General features: G+C 64.7%; 2 protein-coding genes. Both read left to right on the top strand.

What is annotated here, in order from left to right; translation table 11 throughout:
* Positions 1-727: pitrilysin family protein (locus tag EN749_RS36305; RefSeq protein WP_145991199.1), on the top strand; the 727-nt coding region annotated here is incomplete at its 5' end.
* 4 nt (positions 728-731) lie between these two features.
* On the top strand, positions 732-1,023 hold a 292-nt coding region (locus tag EN749_RS38405), incomplete at its 3' end, for a hypothetical protein (protein ID WP_245491592.1).

Genomic DNA, 1,023 nt, shown 5'->3' with positions numbered 1-1,023 from the left:
GCCCAACAACGCGGTGCTGATCGTTGCCGGCGATGTCGAACCGGATACGGTGCGGGCGCTGGCCGAAAAGACCTATGGCAAGGTGGCGCGCGGCCCCGATCTGCCGCCGCGCATCCGTCCGGTCGAGCCGGAGCAGAACACCAAGCGCACGGTGACGCTCGCCGATGCCCGCGTCAGCGTGCCGAGCTTTTCCACCCAATGGGTGGTGCCGTCCTATCACACAGGCAAGCCGGGCGAGGCGGAAGCGCTCGACCTCTTGGCGGAGATCCTTGGCGGCGGCAATCGCAGCCGGCTCTACCAGGCGCTCGTCGTCCAGCAAGGTATCGCATCCAGCGCCGGCGCCTTTTTCCAGGGTACGATGCTCGACGACACCAACTTCACCGTCTATGGCGCGCCGCGCGGGGATGCCAAAATCTCCGACGTCGAAGCGGCGGTCGATGCCGAAGTGGTGCGCATCGTCAAGGACGGCGTCACGCCATCGGAGCTGGAAAAGGCCAAGGACCGCTATGTCAGGTCGATGACCTTTGCCCGCGACAAGCAGGATTCCATGGCTAACATCTACGGCTCGACGCTGGCCACCGGCGGCAATGTGCAGGACGTCCAGCAGTGGACGGACCGCATCCGCAAGGTCACGACAGACGAGGTCAAGGCCGTCGCCGCGCGCTATCTCGTGCTCGCCCGGTCGACCACCGGTTATTTGCTGCCGCAGCAACAGGCGGGGAATTGATTTGATGAAGAGATCGAGCGTTGGCGCTGCCCCTCACCTGCCTGCCGGCATCCTCTCCCCGTACAGTGACGGGGAGAGGGGCGCCGCCATCGCCGGTTTCGCCAATCACCATGGTTGCAAGACGGACGCCGAGGTTGCGGCCAGCCTCCTTCTCCCCGTCACTATACGGGGAGAAGTGCCCGGCAGGGCGATGAGGGGCGGCGCCGACTTCGACAATTGTTCGTTTGGAACGACCACCCCGAGCCGCGCTATCGCCCCGCTGATCACTTTACTTCTCTCCATCCTCTTCCTCATCC

The organism is Mesorhizobium sp. M7A.F.Ca.ET.027.02.1.1, assembly GCF_004022985.1.
GTDB lineage: Bacteria > Pseudomonadota > Alphaproteobacteria > Rhizobiales > Rhizobiaceae > Mesorhizobium.
Note: the sequence above shows the minus strand (reverse complement) of the source record. Positions and strands in the feature narration are given on the sequence as shown.